This window comes from Streptomyces sp. NBC_00028 (assembly GCF_045041065.1).
In the GTDB taxonomy this organism is placed as follows: domain Bacteria; phylum Actinomycetota; class Actinomycetes; order Streptomycetales; family Streptomycetaceae; genus Streptomyces.
Genome location: NZ_CP108293.1, coordinates 7,442,093 through 7,461,449 on the forward strand (window position 1 = coordinate 7,442,093; position 19,357 = coordinate 7,461,449).

Genomic DNA, 19,357 nt, shown 5'->3' on the forward strand with positions numbered 1-19,357 from the left:
CCGGGAGGGAGGCCGAGATGCGCCGCAAGGCCAGCCTGATCCTGCTCGCCCTCGCCGTGTTCTTCGCGGCGCTGTCCCCGATGCTGCGCTGGTACGCCTTCCCGCGGCTGGCCAAGATCCCGGCCGACCAGTACCAGGACATGGTCCTGGAGGCGAAGGACGCCACCCTCGTCGACAACGCCTTGCAGGAGAAGAAGGTCTCCAAGATCACCATCGTGCAGACCCTCAAGGGCAACGTGGAGGCCTCGGAGAAGATCGAGAAGACGCTGGGCCGGGACGTCGTCGTCTGGGACAGCCTGTCCTACGCCCAGGACCCCGACGGCAAGATGGTCGCCTACATCCCCGAGCGTTACATCTTCGACGCCCACAGCCAGGCCCCCGTCCACGCCACCGGCGAGATGGTCGACGGCGATCCGGTCAAACGCGAGGGCATCGAGTTCAAGTGGCCCTTCCTGACCGAGAAGCGGGACTACGAGTACTTCGACGCCCAGACCCGCACCAGCAGCCCCATCCACTACAAGGGGACGCGGAACTTCCGCGGGCTGGACGTCTACTACTTCGAGCAGACCATCCCCTGGACCCAGGTGACGTTCCCCAAGAAGCTGCCGGTCGCGGGCATCACCCCCGAACAGATCGCCAAGACGGGCATGACCCGCTGGTACACCACGGTCCGCAAGTTCTGGGTCGAGCCCGTCACCGGCGCCCCCGTCTACGGCGAGGAGATCCACAAGGAGGAACTCCGCGGCGGCACCCTCCTCGGCGACCGCCAGAAGGTCACCGCGTTCGACGGCCACGTGAAGATGCGCGAGGACTACATCGAGCACACGGTCGCCATGGTCAAGTCCAACCGGCTGCTGGTCCTGATGATGACGACGTACCTCCCCTGGGGCTTTCTGACTCTCGCGGTCCTGCTCCTCGCCCTCTCCCTGTGGCTGGAGGCCCGCAGCCGCCGCCCGGACGACCCCGTGCCCACGACCGCCGACGAACCGGAACCGGTCACCGCCTGAGACGCGCGTTCGTGTGCCGCGTGGGCTCGGCGGACGCCGGGTCCTCCGGCCACGGGTGCTTCGGATACCGGCCGCGCAGCTCCGCCCGCACGTTCTTGTAGCCGTCCTTCCAGAAGGAGGCGAGATCCGCGGTGACGGCCGCGGGCCGCCCGGCGGGGGAGAGGAGATGGACGAGCAGCGGCACCCCGGCGATCCGCGGCGACTCCTGCAACCCGAACATCTCCTGCAACTTGACGGCGAGAACCGGCTGTTCCGGCTCCGCGTAGTCGATCCGGATCCTGGACCCGCTCGGCACCGCGATCCGCTCGGGCGCGAGCTCGTCGAGCCGCCCCGCCTCACCCGACGCCCACGGAAGCAGCCGGTTGAGCCCCTCCCCGGCGTCGATCCGCGCCAGATCGCCCCGCCGCCGCGCACGGCTCAGCTCCGGCTCCAACCACTCGTCCACGCGCGCGTGGAGGGCGTCGTCGGACACGTCGGGCCAGGGGGCGCCGAGGTGCAGCCGCAGAAAGGCGAGCCGCTGCCGCAGTACGCCGGCCTCCGGCGACCAGCGCAACAACCCCAGCCCGTCCTGCCGCAGCCCTTCAAGAAGCGCCTCGCGTACGAGGCCGGCGTCGGCGTTCTTCAACGGCCGTGCGGTCAGCTCGATCGCCCCGAGCCGCTCGACGTGCCGCGCGACGACGTCCCCGCCGGCCCAGTGGACCTCCTGAGCCTCGGAGTACATCGACGCGCAGGCCGCCCGCGCCGTCTCCTCGTCCACGCCCGCGGCGAGCTGCACCCGCGCGTGCCCTTTCCCGACGGGCCGATCAGCGACGGCCACCGCGATCCAGGGGGCACTGCGCAACGCGGAACCGTCCGACAGCTCGGCACGGGTACCGGACGCCATGAGATAGGACCCACCGTCGGCCTTGGCGACCCGCTCGGGGAAGGCGAGGGCGGCGACGAGTCCGGCGAGGCGGTCATCGCCGGAGACATCCGGCCCGTGCCCGGCGGCGCCGTGCCTATCGTCGTCCCGCCCGGCGTCATTTTGGCCGTCGCCCCGCCCGGTGTCGTTTCGGCGGTCGTCGCCCCGCCGGGCGTCGACTCGGGCGACGGCGCCTTGCCGAGCGTCGCCTTGCCCGGCGGGGACCTGTCTCGCGCCGCTCGGCCGGTCGCCCTCTGGGTTCACCCCTACCGGAAGAGAGTCACGGGTGGGCTGGTGGGAAAACCCCGTAGTGACGGCCCGCAGCCGCCGTACCTCCGTCCGCCACCGTCCCGCATAGGCGTCACCCCCACGCCGAGCGGCCCGAAGAGCGCCCGCGAGATCATCGCCGTACCCCCGGGGAACGTCCTCCGACAGCAGCGCGACCACTTCAGCCGCATCCCCAGGCGCATCCAGCAGTGCCCTCCCCAGCCGGGGATGCAATCCCAACCGGGCCAGCGTCACACCCCGTTCCGTGGCCCGCCCGGCGGAGTCCACCGCGTTCACCGCCGCGAGAGCGCCCCGCGCCGCCGCCATCGCCCCGCCCGGCGGCGGATCCAGCAGCGCAAGGCCGGACGCGTCGGGATCGCCCCAGCAGGCCGCCTGGAGCGCGAACGCCGTCAGGTCGGCCACCTTGATCTCAGGTGCCGGGAACAGCGGCAGACGCGCGTCCTCGGCCTCGGCCCAGCACCGGTACACCGTCCCCGGCGCCTCACGCCCGGCCCGGCCCGCCCGCTGCCGCCCGGCCGCCCGCGAGGCCCGTACGGTCGTCAGCGCGCTCAGCCCGCGCGCGTGATCGACCCGCGGCTCCCGGGCCAGCCCGGAGTCCACGACCACCCGCACCCCGGGAACCGTCAGCGAGGACTCGGCGACGGACGTCGCCAGCACCACCCGGCGCCGCTCCGCCGGAGCCAGCACCGCGTCCTGCACGGCCGCCGGAGCACGCCCGTGCACCTGGAGCACCTCGACGTCCCCGAGGCCGCCCAGCTGTCCGGCGACCCTCGCGATCTCGCCGACGCCCGGCAGGAAGCACAGCACGTCCCCCGTCCGCTCGACCAGCGCCCGCCGCACCACCGACGCCACGTGCGCGAGCAGCGCCGGATCGACCCGCATCCCGTGCGGCGGCCGGACCGGCCTGACCGGCGGCGCCCACACCACGTCCACCGGATACGACACCCCCGCAGCCGCCACGACCGGCGCCCCGCCCAGCAGCCGCGCCCAGCCCTCCGCGTCGGTCGTCGCCGACGCGGCCACCAGCCGCAGCTCCGGCCGCAGCGCCTGCCGTACGTCCCACAGGAACGCGGCGGACGTGTCCGCGTCCAGATGCCGTTCGTGGCACTCGTCCAGCACCACCACGTCGACGCCCGTGAGCTCCTGGTCCCGCTGGAGCCGCTGGAGCAGCACACCGGTCGTGACGACCTCCACGCGCGTGTGCCGCCCGACGACCCGTTCCCCGCGCACGGTGTAGCCGACGCTGTCACCGGCCTTCTCGCCCAGCAGCCACGCCATCCGCCGGGCGGCGGCACGGGCGGCGATACGACGGGGCTCGGCCACGACCACCCGCCGCGCGGGAGCGCCGGCGTCCAGGAGACCCGCCAGGACCAGCGGCACGAGGGTGGTCTTGCCGGTGCCGGGCGGCGCGACGAGGACGGCGGTGCCGTGGTCGTCCAGCGCCGTACGCAGGGCGGGCAGGGCGGAACGTACGGGCAGCCGGTCGAGGGCGTCGCTGCGGATCACCTCACCAGTCTCGGGCACGTCGCTGTCGCTATCGTCACCGCATGCCACTGCCTGGAGACATGCCACTGCCCGACGAGGACATGACGCTCGACCACCACCTGGGTGGCGTCGCCCAGTCCGTGGGCGCACAGGGGAAGCTCACCCGCCTCGTGGCCCGACGGCTGAAGAAGGACGTACAGGAGATCCGCCTCGACACCGACCTGGCGCCGGAGGCGGCGCTGGCACTGGCGGAGCGGGTGGTGGCGGACTGTGTGCCGCCGCTTGCCGTCGTGGCCCTCCCCAGCGGCGGCCACGCCGTCCGCGCGGTCATGGGGACCGGGTTCGGCGGGCTCAACCCGGCCGTCGTCACGCTCGTCGTCACCGCGGCCGACGGCGCGGGCAGCACGGTCCTCGTCCGGGGCGCCGCCAAGGAGGGGCTGATCAAGCAGCGCGGTGGTCAGCGGGCCGTCGAGGGGATCGTGTCCCGCTGGCTGGCCGAGGACCCCACCGCCGGCCCCGAGACCGACCTGCCGGGCTGAGGGCCCCGGACACCGCCGCGGGTCAGCTCCTGGCGTCCCGCTCGCACACGAAGATCGCCGTTCCCGGGATCAGATTCCCGCGCAGCGGCGACCAGCCGCCCCACTCCGAGGTGTTCCAGACCGGCCACTCCGGCTCCACCAGGTCCACGAGACGGAATCCCGACGCCACGATGTCCCGCACGCGGTCGCCGATCGTGCGGTGATGCTCGACGTACACCGCGCGGCCCTGCTCGTCCTGCTCGACGTACGGCGTGCGGTCGAAGTAGGAGGCGGAGACGCTCAGCCCCTCGGGGCCGGGCTCGTCCGGGAACGCCCAGCGGATCGGGTGCGTCACCGAGAACACGAAACGGCCGCCCGGGCGCAGCACCCGCCGCATCTCCGCCAGGACCCGCATCGGGTCGGCGACGAAGGGCAGCGCCCCGTACGCCGAGCACGCCAGGTCGAAGGAGGCGTCCGCGAAGGGGAGGGCGCCGGCGTCGGCGCAGACCAGGGGGAAGGCGCCGCCGATGCGCAGGGCGTGCTGGAGCTGGCGGTGCGAGATGTCGAGCGCGACCGGGCGGGCGCCCTGCGCGGCGAGCCAGCGCGAGCACTGGGCCGCGCCGGCGCCGATCTCCAGGACCCGCTTGTCCTTGAGGTCCTCCGCCGGGCCGAGCAGCTCGACCTCCACCTCGTCCACGCCCTCGGGGCCCCACACGAAGCGGTCGTCGCCGAGGAACGTGCCGTGTTCCACCTGGTACTCGTCGGCGTTCCGGTCCCACCAGCCGCGGTTGGCCCGGGAACTCTCGGCGGCTCCGGCGTCCCGCCGCGTGGCCTCCGGCTCGAACTCGGACTCGGAAGAAGTGGGCTCTTGGATGATCGGCTCCCTCGTCGTACTCTTCCCTCCAACCCGTCCCCACGGGTGTCACGGAAGAGGTGTCTCAGGCCTGCGTGGCCTCCAGAGACAGTTCTTGTGCCGGGAATGCGGCGATCCGCCCCGGGTGTGCGCCTTCGCGCATTGACCCTGCCCGGCTGCCCCCGTATGCTACAAGTTGCGCTGCGGGCCTGCGCACCTCAGACGTAGCAGGCTGCGCTCGCATCTGTTGTATGTCCCCTCGGTTTTCGAGGCGCCATCACCAGTTCACTGGTGGGGCGCTTCCTTGGCTGTCCGGCTTCATCAGAGCGATACGGGCTCCCGGCGTAGCAGTACCTACGACTTTCTGTCCGTAACCGGAGCCCTTTCCCACATGACGAGCAGCACCGAGACCACCGCCACCACCCCGCAGGTTGCGGTCAACGACATCGGTAACGAGGAAGCCTTCCTCGCCGCGATCGACGAAACGATCAAGTACTTCAACGACGGCGACATCGTCGACGGCGTCATCGTGAAGGTCGACCGGGACGAGGTCCTGCTCGACATCGGTTACAAGACCGAAGGCGTTATCCCGAGCCGCGAGCTCTCCATCAAGCACGACGTCGACCCCAACGAGGTCGTCGCCGTGGGCGATGAGATCGAGGCCCTGGTCCTCCAGAAGGAGGACAAGGAAGGCCGCCTGATCCTCTCGAAGAAGCGCGCCCAGTACGAGCGCGCCTGGGGCACCATCGAGAAGATCAAGGAAGAGGACGGGATCGTCACCGGTACCGTCATCGAGGTCGTCAAGGGTGGTCTCATCCTCGACATCGGCCTCCGTGGCTTCCTCCCGGCCTCCCTGGTCGAGATGCGCCGCGTCCGCGACCTCCAGCCCTACGTGGGCAAGGAGCTCGAGGCGAAGATCATCGAGCTGGACAAGAACCGCAACAACGTGGTCCTGTCCCGCCGTGCCTGGCTGGAGCAGACCCAGTCCGAGGTCCGCCAGACGTTCCTCACGACCCTCCAGAAGGGTCAGGTCCGTTCCGGTGTGGTCTCCTCGATCGTCAACTTCGGTGCCTTCGTGGACCTGGGTGGCGTCGACGGTCTGGTCCACGTCTCCGAGCTGTCCTGGAAGCACATCGACCACCCCTCCGAGGTTGTCGAGGTCGGCCAGGAAGTCACCGTCGAGGTCCTCGACGTCGACATGGACCGCGAGCGTGTCTCCCTGTCGCTGAAGGCGACGCAGGAAGACCCGTGGCAGCAGTTCGCCCGTACCCACCAGATCGGCCAGGTCGTTCCGGGTAAGGTCACGAAGCTGGTTCCGTTCGGTGCGTTCGTCCGCGTGGACGAGGGCATCGAGGGTCTGGTCCACATCTCCGAGCTGGCCGAGCGCCACGTGGAGATCCCGGAGCAGGTCGTCCAGGTCAACGACGAGATCTTCGTCAAGGTCATCGACATCGACCTCGAGCGTCGTCGCATCAGCCTCTCGCTGAAGCAGGCCAACGAGTCCTTCGGTGCCGACCCGGCCTCGGTCGAGTTCGACCCGACGCTGTACGGCATGGCCGCGTCGTACGACGACCAGGGCAACTACATCTACCCCGAGGGCTTCGACCCCGAGACCAACGACTGGCTCGAGGGCTTCGAGTCGCAGCGTGAGGTCTGGGAGAACCAGTACGCCGAGGCGCAGTCCCGCTTCGAGCAGCACCAGCAGCAGGTCATCAAGAGCCGCGAGGCCGACGAGGCCGCCGCTGCCGAGGGTGGCGACGCCGCCGGTGCGGCTCCGGCCGCGGGTGGTGGCGGCGGCGGTTCGTACTCCTCCGAGGGTGCGGACACCTCCGGTGCGCTGGCTTCCGACGAGGCGCTCGCCGCGCTTCGTGAGAAGCTCGCGGGTGGCCAGAGCTGAACGCTGGCTCGCTGAGGCTTAGCAGCTAACTGAGGGGCCGTACCTTTCGAGGTGCGGCCCTTCAGTCATGAAAAGGGCCTAAGAGGCGGCTGATCAGAGGTCCTCGTGGGAATGCCCCTGCTCCAGGGGGCGTTGAAGCGTATGAACACGAGGAGGAGCGGTCACTGTGCTTGATCCGCAGGGTTTGTACGCATGGGAGCCGAAGGGCCTGGCTGTCGTCGACATGGCGCTCGCCCAGGAGTCGGCCGGTCTTGTCATGCTCTACCACTTCGACGGATACATCGACGCGGGTGAGACCGGCGACCAGATCGTCGACCGTGTGCTCGACTCGCTGCCCCACCAGGTCGTGGCCCGCTTCGACCACGACCGGCTCGTGGACTACCGCGCCCGCCGTCCGCTGCTCACCTTCAAGCGCGACCGCTGGACGGAGTACGAGGTCCCCTCGATCGAGGTGCGACTCGTCCAGGACGCCACCGGGGCGCCCTTCCTGCTGCTGTCGGGTCCCGAGCCGGACGTGGAATGGGAGCGCTTCGCGGCGGCCGTCCAGCAGATCGTGGAGCGGCTCGGCGTCCGGCTGTCCGTGAACTTCCACGGCATCCCCATGGGCGTCCCGCACACCCGCCCCGTCGGCCTCACCCCGCACGGCAACCGCAACGACCTGGTGCCGGGCCACCGCAGCCCCTTCGACGAGGCGCAGGTTCCCGGCAGCGCCGAGTCGCTCGTCGAGTACCGCCTCATGGAGGCCGGACACGACGTCCTGGGCGTCGCCGCGCACGTCCCGCACTACATCGCGCGTTCCCCCTACCCGGACGCGGCCCTGACCGTCCTGGAGTCCATCACCGCCGCCACCGGTCTGGTCCTGCCGGGCATCGCGCACGCGCTGCGTACCGACGCCCACCGCACCCAGACCGAGATCGACCGCCAGATCCAGGAGGGGGACGAGGACCTCGTGGCCCTCGTCCAGGGCCTTGAGCACCAGTACGACGCGGCGGCGGGCGCCGAGACCCGCGGCAACATGCTCGCCGAGTCGACCGACATCCCCTCCGCCGACGAGATCGGGCTCGAGTTCGAGCGGTTCCTGGCCGAGCGGGAGGGCGACAACTGAACCCTGCGGGGTGCGCTGTCAGCGGCACCGCCTAAGCTGCGGCTCATGCTGAAGGTAGGCCTGACCGGTGGGATCGGTGCCGGCAAGAGTGAGGTGTCGCGGCTGCTCGTCGAGCGGGGCGCCGTGCTGATCGACGCGGACCGTATCGCACGCGAGGTCGTCGCGCCGGGCACGGACGGGCTGGCGGCGGTCGTGGAGGCCTTCGGAGCCGAGGTGCTCGCCGCCGACGGCAGCCTGGACCGACCGAAGCTGGGGTCGATCGTGTTCGCCGACCCCGAGAAGCTCGCCGTGCTGAACGCGATCGTGCACCCGCTGGTCGGCGCCCGCTCCCGCGCCCTGGAGTCGGCCGCCGCCGAGGACGCGGTCGTCGTCCATGACGTCCCGCTCCTCACCGAGAACGGCTTGGCCGCGCTCTACGACCTCGTGATCGTCGTCGACGCGAGCCCGCAGACCCAGCTCGACCGCCTCGTCCGGCTGCGCGGCATGACCGAGGACGACGCACGCGCGCGGATGGCCGTCCAGGCGACGCGCGAGAAGCGCCTGGAGATCGCGGACATCGTCATCGCCAACGACGTACCCCTGGAGGACCTGCGGCGACGCGTGGCGGACGTGTGGGACGAACTCGTACGAAGGGCCCACGCGCCCCACCCGTCCCAGGGCTCGCCCCGGACGGCCCAGGAATAGCGGGCCCCTGTCCGGGCGTTGAACCCTTCCAGTGAGGGAAGGACTCTGCCGTGCCCGAGACCAGCGGTTCGACCGGACGTACTCCGGAGACGCATGTCATCGACTTCCGTGCCGCCGAGCAGTTGCTCGCCGCGCGGGACCCGCAGGGCGCGGTGAAACTGCTCGACCAGGTGATCGCCGCGCATCCCGAGAACACCGCCGCCCGTTTGCTGCGCGCGCGTGCCTTCTTCGCGGCCGCGCAACTGCGGCCCGCGGAGCTGGAGTTCACCATCGTCCTGGAGCGCGAGCCGGACAACGCGTTCGCGCACTTCGCGCTCGCCCGCACCTATGAGCGTCAGGCCCGACCTGACCAGGCCAAACGCCATTTCCGGCTGGCCGCCGCGCTGGACCCGAACCCGCAGTACCTGAAGGCGGCACGGTTCGAGTCGTGAGGCTCCCTAGGGGCGCCGGTTCGGGTACCGGTTCTCCGGTGGCCGGTACGGCGGGATGTCGGGGCCCGGCTGGTAGTGCGGGCCCTGGCGGATGTGCCGCAGGATCAGGGTCAGATCGACGGTGACCACCAGCCACAGCACCCCGCAGGCCGCGGCCCACCCGGGACGGCCGGCGAGGGCGAACGCGGCCGTACCGAAGATCGCCCAGACCAGCCCCCACACGCTCAGCCAGAACCGGGCCCGCAGCGCACTGCGCGCGGTCGTCGGCTCACTGCCCGTACGCATCGGGACCACGACTCCTCTCTGCCAAGGTACTCCTGGTACTCCTGGTACTCCTGGTACTCCGGGCACTCCTGTGTACTGCTCGTAGCCTTCGTATCCCTTGTACCCCTCGTACCCCTTGCCGGAGGGCATGTGCTGCCGGACACCGATGAGCTCGCCGAGGTGCTGCTCGACCTCGCGGTACCGCACGAGGACATCAACGCCCTCGTCGCGCTGCGCCGGACGGTGGTGGCCGACGCCGGAGTGCTGCGGCTCCTTGAGGAGTGCGTCGAGGCGCTGGTACGCGACATGGGGGAGATCGTCGAGTACGGCGACGGGCTGCAGCTGGGGCATCGGGTCGCCGAGGTGCCGGCGGCGCTGCGCCGGTCCTTCGCCGCGTACGTGTGCGTCGCCGCCCTTCCGCACACGCGCGCGTACCACCGCGCACGCGGTGTCCCCGCCGACGTCTCCCGGCGCACCCTCACCGACCTCGGCCGGAACATGGCCGTTCACCGCAGACGGCACGGGACGTGCGGGGTCCAGTCCCCGCAGTGGCTGGTCCTCCACTTCCGCGGTGAGCTCTACCAGCTGGGGCGACTGCACTTCCAGCGGACACGGCTCTGGCAGCGGGCGGCGCGCGAACTCACCGCGGCCGGGATGGAGGCGGCTGCCGGGACGCTCTGTCTGGACCTGCACATCCCCGACTACCTCGGCCCGCTGACCCCGGCCGCGTGCGGCCGTGCGGTGGCGCTGGCGGGCGCGTTCTTCCAGGCGCACTACCCGGAGGAGGAGTACCGGGTGGCGATGTGCCACTCCTGGCTGCTGGACCCGCAGTTGAAGCGGTATCTGCCCGCGGACTCCAACATCGTCCGCTTCCAGGAGCGGTTCCGGCTCACCGCGAAGGACACCGAGCCGGCCGACACCGAGCCGGTCCAGTTCGTGTTCGGGGACCCCGAGCTGCCGGTGGAGACGCTGCCGCGGCGCACGTCGGTGGAGCGGGCGGTGGGGGACCATCTGCGATCGGGTGGGCACTGGTATGTCGGGCACGGGTGGTTCCCGATGCCGACGGGGGCGGGGGCGGGGGCTGGCGCGGAGACGGGGGCGCTCAGGGGTCGCTCTGACGGGTGAAAGTGTTCGGCCGGGGAACGGGCGTGCGGGTGCGGGCCGTTGGGCGGGCATGGAGCTGAAAATGCGTGAGGGGTATGAGGGCACCGGTCCAGGGGCGATCACTCCGGACGGCTGCGCGGTGGAGCTGTACGCGCGGCTTCCGGTGTACGACGAGCCGGACATCATCGCCGCGGCCGTACCGGCGGGGGCACACATCCTGGAACTCGGCTGCGGTGTCGGGCGGGTGACCCACCCGCTGCTGGAACGGGGCTTCAGGGTCACGGCGGTGGACGAGTCCCCGCAGATGCTGGCCCGCGTCCAGGGGGCGCGCACGATATGCGGCACGGTCGAGGACCTGGACCTGGCCGAGACCTTCGACGTGGTGATGCTCGCGTCGTTCCTCGTGCACGCCGGCGACGCCGAGGTGCGGCGCGGGATGCTGCGCGCCTGCGCCCGGCATGTGGCGGAGGGCGGGTGCGTGCTGATCCAGCGGGAGGGCGAGGACTACCACACCAACCTGCCGCGCGAGCGGGTCGACCCCAGTGGCTTCACCCTCCGGATGGTGTCGGCGGAGCCGGTCGGGGACGGGGTGAACGCGGTGCGCGCGGAGTATGAGTTCCCGGACGCGGTCTGGACCCAGACGTTTCTGGCGCGGCCGTTGACGAAGGAGCAGTTCGAGGAGGCGCTGCGGGAGGCGGGGCTGAGGGTGGACAAGTATCTGACGGAGGACCGGATTTGGGTGCGGGCGGTGCGCGCGGAGGGGGCGGGGGCCGCCTAGAGGGGGAGCGGGGTGCGGGCGGAGACCGGAGGTGAAGTCGCCGGCCGGGTGGCGATGAGTTTCGGTGCGGGGGTCGGTCTATCTCTGTGACAGCACAACGGACCGCTTCCCACAGGAGACCCCGATGTCCGAGACCACCGCCCCCGTCACCACCGCCGCGTCCCTCAACTCCGCTTCCGCTTCCGGTGCCGTTGTCGCCGAGTCCGCGACCGCCCGCGGCCGTCGCGCCCGGATTGCCCTGCGCACCATTCAGGTGCTGCTCGCCCTGTTCTACGCGTTCGCGAGCGCGCTGCCCAAGCTGATCGCGCACCCCTCTGCCGCCGACGCCTTCGCGGAGATGGGCTGGGGCGACGCGGGGATGTTCACCATCGGCGCGCTCGAACTCGCCGGTGCGGTCGCGCTGTTGATCCCGGTGCTCCAGTCCGTGGCGGCGGTGGCGTTGAGCGGGCTGATGGTGGGCGCCTTCGTGGTCCAGGTCTCCTACTTCGACGGGGAGAACGCCGCGACACCACTCATTCTGATCATCCCCCTGGCCCTCATCGCCTGGGCCCGCCGCGGCCACAACGCGCAGCTGCTGCGGCTGATCCGACGAGGGGCGTGACGGGTGCCTCCGGCCCTGCCGGGCCTCGCCTTCGATCGCCGGACGGACTGGTCGACCCAGCCCGTCCGGCGATCGAAGGCGAGGCCCTTCCGGCGGTCAGCGTCCCCCGGCGCGCCCGTCCGGCGCTCCCGTAGGCCCGCCCATGCCCCGCAGGCGCTCCATGTCCCGACGGTCCCGCTTGGTGGGCCGACCCGCGCCCCGGTCGCGGATTCCGGCCGGTGCGACGGCCTCGCGCGGCGGAGGCGGCGGGCTGTTGTCGACGTAGCACTGCACGGCGACCGGGGCCCCGACCCGCTTTCGGATGAGGCGCTTGACGACGACGATCCGTTCACGGCCTTCGTGCACCAGACGTACCTCGTCGCCGACGCGGACGGAGTGGGCGGGCTTGACCCGGTCACCGTTCACCCGGACATGTCCGCCCTTGCAGGCGGCGGCACCGGCGGACCGGGTCTTGATCAGGCGGACGGACCAGATCCAGCTGTCGACGCGCACCGTCTCGCCCTGCTGCGGCCCGGCAGCCTCGGCGGCGGCCACCGCGGCGGCGACCTGCGGGTCCGTAGCCGTTTTGGCGGGGACCTGCGGACCGGTATCCGTCCCGGCGGCGACCTGTGGATCCCCGCCCGCTCCGGCGCCGGTCGTGACCGGCTTGTCCCTGGCCGAGGTCGGCCCCACCCCGGTACGGCCCCGGGAGTCCTCGTCGGTGCTCACGGCGTCGCCCGCACCGTCCTCCACACGCTCAGCAGCCATGCCCCGACCTTAGCCGCCCGGCCCCATCCACCCCGACGGGATTTTCCCGCCGAGCCCTGCCGACTTCCGAGCCCTGCCGACCTCCGAGCCCCGGCGAGCCTCCGAGCCCCGGCGGGCCTCCGCCTGCCTACCCCGCCGACCACCGCCGAGCCTCGCCGCGCCCCGTCCGGCCGCGATTCCGGGGTGGCCCGGCGGTGGTCGTACGGTGGTGGCGTGGATGCTCTTGGCGATCTCGACCGGCGTATCGCGGGCTGCCGGGCCTGTCCTCGCCTGGTCGACTGGCGTGAGGACGTGGCTCGTACGAAACGGGCCGCCTTCGCCGACCAGACGTACTGGGGCCGGCCGGTGCCGGGGTTCGGGCCCGCAGACGCCCGGATGCTGATCGTCGGCCTCGCGCCCGCCGCGCACGGCGGCAACCGCACCGGCCGGATGTTCACCGGCGACCGTTCCGGTGACGTGCTGTACCAGGCGCTGTACGACATCGGCCTCGCCTCGCAGCCCACGTCGGTCGGCATCGACGACGGGCTCGAACTGCGCGGCGTCCGTGTCACCTCGCCCGTGCACTGCGCCCCGCCCGCCAACAAGCCCACGCCGGGGGAGCGGGACACCTGCCGCCCCTGGCTCGTGCAGGAACTGAACCTGCTGCGGCCCACCCTGCGGAGCGTCGTCGTGCTCGGCGCCTTCGGCTGGCAGGCCACGCTGCCCGCGCTGGCGGAGGCGGGGTGGGACGTGCCCCGGCCGCGGCCCGTCTTCGGGCACGGGGCGCGGGTGCCGCTCGACGGGATCGACCTGTTCGGCTGCTTCCACGTCAGCCAGCGCAACACCTTCACCGGCCGGCTGACCCCGCAGATGCTGCGGGACGTGCTGCGCACGGCGGCGGCGGTTTATTGAGGGGACCTGGTCGCCGTACGAGAGCTAGGGTCGCCGGATGCCTCTCTACCCGGAGATCGAACCGTACGACCACGGAATGCTCGATGTCGGAGACGGCAACCGCGTCTACTGGGAGACCTGCGGCAACCCGCGAGGCAAGCCCGCCGTGGTGCTGCACGGGGGGCCGGGGTCCGGCAGCGGGCCGTACTTCAGGCGGCTCTTCGATCCGGCGGCGTACCGGATCGTGTTGCTCGACCAGCGCGGTGCCGGTCGGTCGACGCCGGCGGCGAGCGCGTACGGCACCGACATGAGCGTCAACACGATGCCGCACCTCATCGCCGACCTGGAGCTGCTGCGGGAGCACCTCGGGATCGGGCGATGGCTGGTGTGGGGGGTGTCGTTCGGTTCGGTGCTGGGGCTGCGGTACGCGCAGACGCACCCGGCGGCCGTGAGCGAGGTGGTGCTGACGGGCGTCGCGACCGGGTCCGACGCCGAGGTCGCCCTGCTCACCAGGGGACTCGGACAGATCTTCCCGGAGGCGTTCGCACGGTTTCTGGCGGAGCTGCCCGCCGACGAGCGGGACGGTGATCTCGCCGCCGCGTACAACCGGCTCATCGAGTCGTCCGATCCCGAGGTGCGGGCCCGGGCGGCGCGGGCCTGGACGGACTGGGAGACGGCGACCATTCCGGCACCGCCCAGGTCGGTCGAGCGCTTCGAGGACGCGGAGTTCCGTCTCGGCTTCGCCCGTACCGTCACGCACTACTGGGGCAACGGGCACTTCCTGGGGGAGGACGGCGTCGTCCTGCGCGACGCGCCCCTGCTGAAGGGCGTCCCCGGCACCCTCGTGCAGGGCAGCCTCGACTTCGGCAACCTCGCCGGGATCGTCTGGCGGCTCCATCACGCCTGGCCGGGCAGCGAGCTGGTGGTGATCGACGAAGTCGGGCACAACGCCGGTGCGCCGGGGGTCGCCGACGCGATGGTGGCGGCGACGGACAAGTACGCGCGTCAGTAGGTTGGTTCGGGGTCCTCTCCGAACAACTGCCGTACCGTCGACTCGTAGTTGGTGCGCACGTGGGCGAGGGCGTGCGCGCGGGCCCGCTCCGGGTCGCCGGAGGCGATTGCCTCGTACAACTCGCGGTGTTCCACGAGGAGTTGGGGCCATTCCTCGTTCCGCCGGGTCATCCAGCGCAGACGTCCCGCGACCGGTTCCAGGGCTTCGATCAGCAGGGCGTTGCCGGCCATGGCCACGATCCGGTCGTGCAGCAGGCTGTTGACGTCCGTGATCGCCTCCGCGTCGCCCGCCTCGGTCGCGGCGGCCGCCCGGTCGAGGAGCTGCTCGACCTCCGCCAGGTCCTCGGGGGTCGCGCGGGACGCGGCCAGTCCGGCCGCGTAGACCTCCAGCGCCTCGCGCAGTTCGAAGAGCTCCTGGACGTCCTGCGGGGTCAGTCGCCGTACGACGATCCGGCGCGGTGTCTCGAAATGGACGAAGCCCTCGGCGACCAGGGCGCGGATCGCCTCACGCACCGGCACCCGGGAGACCCCGAAGCGCTCGGCGAGCTCCCGTTCGACCAGTCGGTCGCCGGGGCGCAGACCGCCCGCGATGATCTCCTGCCGTAGTGCGGCCAGGACGCGTTCGCGGACGGCACCGAGGGGTTCGATCTTCGTCGTGGAGCTCATGGAGCCATCTTCGCCGACTCCGGAGGTGTTTTACGGAGCGTTAACAGAGACGACATCGGTCAGAACGCTTGACGGGAGGACCATGACCGCAGTTTGGTATACCAAACGGCGTTCCAGGCGGTCGTTTTCCGCCACCCTCCTCCGTCCCCGGCTCATGGAGGCCCCGTGTCCCTCGCCGACCGCACCACAGCCACCGGCGCCCCGGCGTTCGTCCCCGACCCCCGTCTGACCAACGAAGACCTCGCGCCCGCCGAGAAGCGCAACTGGAAGGTCTTCGACCTCTTCGCCATGTGGATGTCCGACGTCCACAACCTGGGCAACTACACCTTCGCCGCCGGACTGCTCGTCCTCGGCATGAACGTGTGGCAGGTCTTCACCTCGCTCCTCGTCGGCTTCGTGCTCATCTACATCGGCATGAACTGGATGGGGAAGATCGGCCAGCGCCACGGGGTCCCCTTCCCGGTCGTCAGCCGCATCAGCTTCGGGGTGTGGGGCGCCAACATCCCGGCCCTCATCCGGGCCGTGATCGCCATCATGTGGTACGGCATCCAGACCTATCTGGCCTCGGTCGCGGTGAACGTGATGCTGCTGGCCGCCTGGCCGGGCCTGGAGTCCTGGACGCACAGCTCCTTCCTCGGACTTGACGCGCTGGGCTGGGTCTCCTTCCTCTCCCTGTGGCTGATCCAGGCGCTGATCATCAGTCAGGGCATGGAATCGGTGCGGAAGTTCCAGGACTTCTGCGGTCCCGCGATCTGGATCGTCATGATCGCGCTCGCGGTCTGGGTGCTCGCCAAGGCCGACTGGACCATCTCCCTCACCACCACCCCGCACCCGGTGTCGGTCGGCGAGCAGTGGCGCCAGTGGTTCGGCGCGATCGGTCTGATCCTCGCCACCTACGGCACGCTGATGCTCAACTTCTGCGACTTCTCCCGCTTCGCGCCGGACTACAAGACCGTCCGCCGCGGCAACTTCTGGGGCCTGCCCATCAACTCCACGGCCTTCGTGGTGGTTTCGGTGATTGTCACGGCCGGTTCGCTGGAGGTGTTCGGCGAGGCCATCACCGACCCGGCCGAGCTGGTGGCCAAGGTCGGCAACACCTGGGTCCTGGTCGTGGCGGCGCTCACCTTCGCCATCGCCACCATGGGCGTCAACATCGTCGCCAACTTCGTCTCACCGGCGTACGACCTCGCCAACGTCTGGCCGCAGAAGATCAGTTTCAAGATCGGCGGCATGATCAGCACGGTCGCCGCGCTGGTCGTGACCCCCTGGAACCTCTTCTCCAACCCGACCGTCGTCAACTACTTCCTGGGCGGCCTCGGCGCCTTCCTGGGCCCGCTGTTCGGCGTGATCATGCTCGACTACTACTGGATCAAGAAGGGTCGCGTGGACGCGAACGCCCTGTTCGACGGCGCCCCCGGCTCCCGCTACTACTACAAGAAGGGCGTCAACCCCAAGGCGCTGTGGGCGTTCCTGCCGTCGGCGGGTGTCGCGGCCGTCCTCGCCCTGGTGAAGACGTTCAGCGACGTGGCCCCGTACTCCTGGTTCATCGGCACGGCCCTGGCGGCCGGACTGTACGCGCTGCTGTGCCGGAACGAGCGCGCGGCTGTGTCCACGTCTACCGAGGCTGTGGAGGTCTGACGGACGTGCGGATCGTCGTCACCAACTGCAACACCACGCAGGAGATGACCGAGGAGATCGTACGAGGTGCCCGGGCCGCGGCAGGTCCGGGCACCGCCGTGACCGGGCTGACCCCGCGGTGGGGGCCCGAGTCGGCTGAGGGCTGGCTCGACAGCTACCTGTCGGCGGCCGCGGTCATCGATCTCCTGCGGGCTTACGAAGGCCCCGCCTACGACGCGGTCGTCATGGCCGGCTTCGGAGAGCACGGGCGGGAAGGCGTCCGGGAGTTGGTCGACGTCCCCGTCGTCGACATCACGGAGGCGGCGGCGCATCTGGCCTGTCTGCTCGGCCGGCGGTACGGGGTGGTCACCACCCTGGAACGCTCCTGCGGCCAGATCGAGGACAGCCTGGAACTCGCGGGCGTGGGCCGCAACTGCGCCGCGGTGGTGGGAACGGGGCTCAGCGTCCTGGAACTCGGCGACGCGGAACGTACGGAGGCGGCGTTTCTGGCCGCTGCGGAGAGGGCGTGCGCCTCGGGTGCCGAGGTGCTGGTGCTGGGCTGCGCCGGCATGACCGGGCTGCAACGGGCGGTGGGGGAGAAGCTGGGGCTGCCGGTGGTCGACGGGGTGGGGGCCGCGGTGAAACTGGCGGAGTCGCTGGTGGGGCTGGGGTTGGGGACGAGCAAGGTGGGGGGGTATGCGCGGCCGTTGCCCAAGGGGCGGGTCTGGGGGAGGCCGTCGGTGGGGTGAGGGGCGCGCGGCGACGGGGAGTTGGTGGCCGGAGTACGTGCCGGTGGACGGCCAGGAACGCCCGTCGCTGGCGGCCGTCAGGTCGTCCCTTGGGGCTGCCACACGTACTGGACGCCTGAAGGCCGTCAGGTCCCTTAGGGCTGCCACACGTACCGGACGTCTGAAGGTTGGCAGGCCCCTCAGGGCTGCCACACGTACCGGACGTCCGGTTCCCGCTCCTCGTTCCCGCTGCCGTCCGTGTACTCGGCGGCGACGAAACCGTGTCGCTCGTAGAAGCGGTGGGCGGACTTGTTGACCTGGAAGGTCCACAGGTGCAGCCCCTGCGGAGCACGTTCCTTGGCGAGCGCGACGAACCGGTCCCCGATGCCGTGCCCGCGCCGGTCGGGGGCGAGATAGAGCTGGGAGAGGAGGTCGCCGTTGAGCACCATGACCCCCACGATCCTCAGCCCCTGCGGTCCCGTCTCCTCCGCGACCCAGGTCTCCCGCAGCGGCACGACGACGTCCCGGAAGTAGTCCCGAACCTCGTCGTCGGACCGGGGCCGCACGACCGTCGGCAGCGCGGCAGCGAACGACCGCAGCCAGACGTCGGCCGCCGCGGCGGCGTCGGAGGCGGTGGCACGCCGAAGGGTGACGTCCGGTTCGTCGCTCATCGCGCCTCCTCCGGGATCGCGGCCGTCGCGGTGATCTCCACCAACTGCCCGCTGTACCCGAGACAGGCCACACCGATCAGCGTCGACGCGTGCGGCCCGGTGCTGAGCCCGGACGCCTCCACGACCTCCCAGACGGCGGAGAGCACCGAGGTCTCACCGCTCACCACATACACGTCGGTGTACAGCACGTGCGCCAAGTCGCTGCCGATCGCGCGCAGTTGCTCCTCCAGGTTCGCGATCACCTGCTCGGCCTGCCGTACGGGGTCGCCCTCGCCGACGATCCTGCCCTCGGCGTCGAGCGGCACGGACCCGGCGAGAAACGCGAGCTTCGTGCCGGCCTCCACGACGGAGGCGTGGGAATAGGTGGGCGGCGGGAAGAGGGCGGGGGCGGTGACGCGCCGGATCACAAGGGCTCCAGGGCTGGGTGGAAGGCGGACGACCTCGCGATCATCCAAGCCGCGGGGGCGAGCCGCATCCGATTTTCGTGCGGCGCGGAGGGCGCGACTCCCGGGCCGGGCGCCGCCGGGTTCCGGAAAACCAGTCGACACCCCGACGCCCAGGTGTCAGCCTTCCGGCATGCGCGACAAGCATCTGGGACGGTTCACGGCGGCCGACTTCTAGCGGTCCACCGGAGGTTCCGGTGGACCCGGGAGGTCCGCCATGTCACGCACCGTTCACCATGTCCCCAGCAGGCACCGCACCCTGCCCGCCTTCTGGCCGCTCGGCCGGCCGGGGCCGTGGACCGGCAACGAGGTTGCCGAACTCCGCTACTCGCACGCGGAGTTCAGCCGCGCCCGACGCGAGGGGCGACGCCCCGTACCGGTCCTCGTCTTGCGGAGCTTCACTTCGTACACCTACTCCCGCGCCATGAACGAGCGCCGGTACTCCCCGTACGAACGCCGGGCCCGCGCGGCGCTCCAGGTCTTCCGCAGCGCCGCCCGCACGCGGCTGCGGGCGGCGCCGGGGGGCGCGCTGTCGCGGTGGGCCGAAACCCAGGAGCTGGACCTGGACCTGGATCAGAACGTGGATGTGGACCTGGTCGCAGACCTGGACCTGGACCACCCGCCGACTCGCCACCGCCACCGCGACCTGTGGGAGGCGTGAGCGGAGCAAAGGCCGGGCCCGCGCCCC

Annotated in this window: 21 protein-coding genes; 14 read left to right on the forward strand and 7 right to left on the reverse strand. The window is 71.1% G+C overall.

Annotation, left to right across the window (positions count from 1 at the left end; translation table 11 throughout):
* The first annotated feature begins 17 nt into the window (after positions 1-17).
* Positions 18-1,007 (forward strand): DUF3068 domain-containing protein, encoded by a 990-nt coding sequence (locus OG885_RS33470; RefSeq protein WP_405737968.1) that lies wholly within the window; start codon positions 18-20, stop codon positions 1,005-1,007.
* Here the strand turns inward: OG885_RS33470 and OG885_RS33475 are convergent.
* Entirely contained in the window at positions 997-3,702 is a 2,706-nt protein-coding gene (locus OG885_RS33475; protein ID WP_405742989.1) for an ATP-dependent RNA helicase, read from the reverse strand. The two genes, OG885_RS33470 and OG885_RS33475, sit on opposite strands and share 11 nt — an antisense overlap.
* Positions 3,703-3,743: 41 nt before the next feature.
* On the opposite strand from OG885_RS33475, the gene OG885_RS33480 reads away from it, so the two are divergent.
* Positions 3,744-4,220, forward strand: a complete 477-nt coding sequence (locus OG885_RS33480) for a hypothetical protein (RefSeq protein WP_405737969.1) — start codon at positions 3,744-3,746, stop codon at positions 4,218-4,220.
* Positions 4,221-4,242: 22 nt separating this feature from the next.
* Here OG885_RS33480 and OG885_RS33485 read toward each other — a convergent pair whose 3' ends face one another.
* Positions 4,243-5,076, reverse strand: coding sequence for a class I SAM-dependent methyltransferase (locus OG885_RS33485; RefSeq protein ID WP_405742991.1), 834 nt, complete (start codon positions 5,074-5,076; stop codon positions 4,243-4,245).
* 367 nt (positions 5,077-5,443) lie between these two features.
* Here OG885_RS33485 and rpsA point away from each other — a divergent pair, with 367 nt between their 5' ends.
* From rpsA to OG885_RS33505, 4 genes are all read left to right on the forward strand, one after another.
* Positions 5,444-6,949, forward strand: a complete 1,506-nt coding sequence (rpsA, locus tag OG885_RS33490) for a 30S ribosomal protein S1 (protein ID WP_405737970.1) — start codon at positions 5,444-5,446, stop codon at positions 6,947-6,949.
* Positions 6,950-7,115: 166 nt separating this feature from the next.
* Positions 7,116-8,054, forward strand: a complete 939-nt coding sequence (locus OG885_RS33495; protein WP_405737971.1) for a PAC2 family protein — start codon at positions 7,116-7,118, stop codon at positions 8,052-8,054.
* 45 nt (positions 8,055-8,099) lie between these two features.
* Positions 8,100-8,738: a dephospho-CoA kinase gene (gene coaE / locus OG885_RS33500; RefSeq protein WP_405737972.1), complete on the forward strand. Its 639-nt coding sequence runs from the start codon at positions 8,100-8,102 to the stop codon at positions 8,736-8,738.
* Positions 8,739-8,788: 50 nt separating this feature from the next.
* Positions 8,789-9,169: a tetratricopeptide repeat protein gene (locus OG885_RS33505; RefSeq protein WP_399959078.1), complete on the forward strand. Its 381-nt coding sequence runs from the start codon at positions 8,789-8,791 to the stop codon at positions 9,167-9,169.
* A gap of 6 nt (positions 9,170-9,175) precedes the next feature.
* On the opposite strand, the gene OG885_RS33510 is transcribed toward OG885_RS33505, so the two are convergent.
* On the reverse strand, positions 9,176-9,454 hold the full coding sequence (locus OG885_RS33510; protein WP_405737973.1) for a DUF6343 family protein: 279 nt from the start codon (positions 9,452-9,454) through the stop codon (positions 9,176-9,178).
* Between the two features lie 129 nt (positions 9,455-9,583).
* On the opposite strand from OG885_RS33510, the gene OG885_RS33515 reads away from it, so the two are divergent.
* From OG885_RS33515 to OG885_RS33525, 3 genes are all read left to right on the forward strand, one after another.
* The gene (locus OG885_RS33515; RefSeq protein WP_405737974.1) at positions 9,584-10,558 is read left to right on the forward strand and encodes an acyltransferase domain-containing protein; all 975 of its coding nucleotides are present in this window, start codon (positions 9,584-9,586) and stop codon (positions 10,556-10,558) included.
* A gap of 61 nt (positions 10,559-10,619) precedes the next feature.
* Positions 10,620-11,315: a class I SAM-dependent methyltransferase gene (locus tag OG885_RS33520; protein WP_405737975.1), complete on the forward strand. Its 696-nt coding sequence runs from the start codon at positions 10,620-10,622 to the stop codon at positions 11,313-11,315.
* Positions 11,316-11,439: 124 nt separating this feature from the next.
* A complete protein-coding gene (locus OG885_RS33525; protein ID WP_405737976.1) occupies positions 11,440-11,916 on the forward strand; it encodes a DoxX family protein in 477 nt (158 codons plus the stop codon).
* 96 nt (positions 11,917-12,012) lie between these two features.
* Here OG885_RS33525 and OG885_RS33530 read toward each other — a convergent pair whose 3' ends face one another.
* Complete coding sequence (locus OG885_RS33530) at positions 12,013-12,663, reverse strand: RNA-binding S4 domain-containing protein (protein ID WP_405737977.1); 651 nt, start codon at positions 12,661-12,663, stop codon at positions 12,013-12,015.
* Positions 12,664-12,876: 213 nt separating this feature from the next.
* Between OG885_RS33530 and OG885_RS33535 the strand changes: the two genes are divergently transcribed.
* Both OG885_RS33535 and pip read left to right on the forward strand, forming a co-directional pair.
* Entirely contained in the window at positions 12,877-13,554 is a 678-nt protein-coding gene (locus OG885_RS33535; protein WP_405737978.1) for a uracil-DNA glycosylase, read from the forward strand.
* A 37-nt stretch (positions 13,555-13,591) separates the two neighbouring features.
* Positions 13,592-14,545 carry a prolyl aminopeptidase gene (gene pip / locus OG885_RS33540; RefSeq protein WP_405737979.1) on the forward strand — a complete coding sequence of 318 codons (954 nt, stop codon included), beginning with the start codon at positions 13,592-13,594 and terminating at the stop codon, positions 14,543-14,545.
* On the opposite strand, the gene OG885_RS33545 is transcribed toward pip, so the two are convergent.
* A complete protein-coding gene (locus OG885_RS33545) occupies positions 14,539-15,210 on the reverse strand; it encodes a GntR family transcriptional regulator (RefSeq protein ID WP_405737980.1) in 672 nt (223 codons plus the stop codon). The two genes, pip and OG885_RS33545, sit on opposite strands and share 7 nt — an antisense overlap.
* 165 nt (positions 15,211-15,375) lie before the next feature.
* Between OG885_RS33545 and OG885_RS33550 the strand changes: the two genes are divergently transcribed.
* Entirely contained in the window at positions 15,376-16,848 is a 1,473-nt protein-coding gene (locus OG885_RS33550) for an NCS1 family nucleobase:cation symporter-1 (protein ID WP_405737981.1), read from the forward strand.
* A 5-nt stretch (positions 16,849-16,853) separates the two neighbouring features.
* Entirely contained in the window at positions 16,854-17,576 is a 723-nt protein-coding gene (locus OG885_RS33555; RefSeq protein ID WP_405737982.1) for an aspartate/glutamate racemase family protein, read from the forward strand.
* Positions 17,577-17,755: 179 nt separating this feature from the next.
* Here OG885_RS33555 and OG885_RS33560 read toward each other — a convergent pair whose 3' ends face one another.
* Both OG885_RS33560 and OG885_RS33565 read right to left on the reverse strand, forming a co-directional pair.
* Entirely contained in the window at positions 17,756-18,226 is a 471-nt protein-coding gene (locus OG885_RS33560) for a GNAT family N-acetyltransferase (protein ID WP_405737983.1), read from the reverse strand.
* Entirely contained in the window at positions 18,223-18,633 is a 411-nt protein-coding gene (locus OG885_RS33565; protein WP_405737984.1) for a RidA family protein, read from the reverse strand. Before OG885_RS33565 ends, OG885_RS33560 begins: the two co-directional genes overlap by 4 nt.
* A gap of 253 nt (positions 18,634-18,886) precedes the next feature.
* On the opposite strand from OG885_RS33565, the gene OG885_RS33570 reads away from it, so the two are divergent.
* A complete protein-coding gene (locus OG885_RS33570) occupies positions 18,887-19,330 on the forward strand; it encodes a hypothetical protein (RefSeq protein ID WP_405737985.1) in 444 nt (147 codons plus the stop codon).
* The last annotated feature ends 27 nt before the right edge of the window (positions 19,331-19,357 follow it).